At 78.7% G+C, this 1,034-nt stretch carries 1 pseudogene; it reads left to right on the top strand.

The annotated features are described in order from the left end of the window. A pseudogene (locus tag KIK08_RS39185) lies at nucleotides 1-1,034 on the top strand (hypothetical protein); the annotation flags it as partial.

Below are 1,034 nucleotides of genomic sequence, written 5' to 3'. Positions count from 1 at the left end.
CGAAGCAGACCGCCGCCCGGGCCCAGCAGGCCGCCGGCCAGGCGCAGGGCGCCGCGGACGCGGCCGCCGGCCTGGCCGCGAAGAAGGCCGCCGAACTGGCCGCCGGCCCGGTCGCCGCCCTCCCGCGCACCAGCCAGGCCCTGGGCTCGTCCACCTGCGCCTCGACCGACGCGTGCGGCAGCGCCACCACCGGCACGGCCGCCGACCACACCGTCCAGGTCGGCGCCGAGTGCGCCGGCGCGGACTGCCTCACCCGCACCCGGGGCCGGGCGGTCTACGACGGCAACACCGCGACCGCGGACACCACGTGCACCGCCGCGGGTGCCGCCGGGCTGTGCGCGGCCAGCACCCAGGTCGGTGCCAACGAGGCCACGGCCCAGGTCGCCGCCGAGTGCGCCGGGTCGAAGGGCTCGACCTGCGAGCACTCCATCGCCGCGGAGAGCAAGCAGACCAGCCGGACCGCGGGCAACAAGGCCGTCGCGAAGGCCGAGTGCGGCTCCGAGGGTGGCGCTGGCGCGGGCTGGTGCCAGACCACCGCCGTTGCCGAGACCACCGACACCCAGGCCATGGCCGCGGGCGGCTGCCAGGGCAGTGCCAGCAGCGGCTGCCGGTTCAGCTACGAGGCGCAGAGCAAGGACAAGGCGGGCAAGGCCGCCAAGGCGTCCGCGTCGGCCGAGGGCAAGGGCACCACCGGCGCCGGCCAGGTGGCCACCAGCGCCATGGCCGTCGCCGGGAACGGACAGGCCCAGGCGCAGGCCCAGGCCGCGTGCACCGGCACCGCCGGGGTCACCTGCGAGCACGAGTTCGCGGCCTCGGTGAAGACCGAGGCGTCGGCGCCGGGCGCGAAGGCGAAGGCGTCGGCGGCGGGCACGGGTCGCGGCGGCACGGGCGGCGGCGGCGTCGTGGTCGCAGCGGGTGCTTCCGCTGCGCCCGGTCAGGCCACGGCGCAGGCCAGCTGCGCGGGGACCGCGGGCACGCAGTGCCGGCACGCCTACTCCGCCCGGGCCGCGGCGTCGGCGTCCGCGCCGGGTGCG

Origin of the sequence: Pseudonocardia lacus, from assembly GCF_018531445.1 — a bacterium.
GTDB classification, from domain to species: domain Bacteria; phylum Actinomycetota; class Actinomycetes; order Mycobacteriales; family Pseudonocardiaceae; genus Pseudonocardia; species Pseudonocardia lacus.
This window is presented reverse-complemented; position numbering and strand designations above follow the sequence as displayed.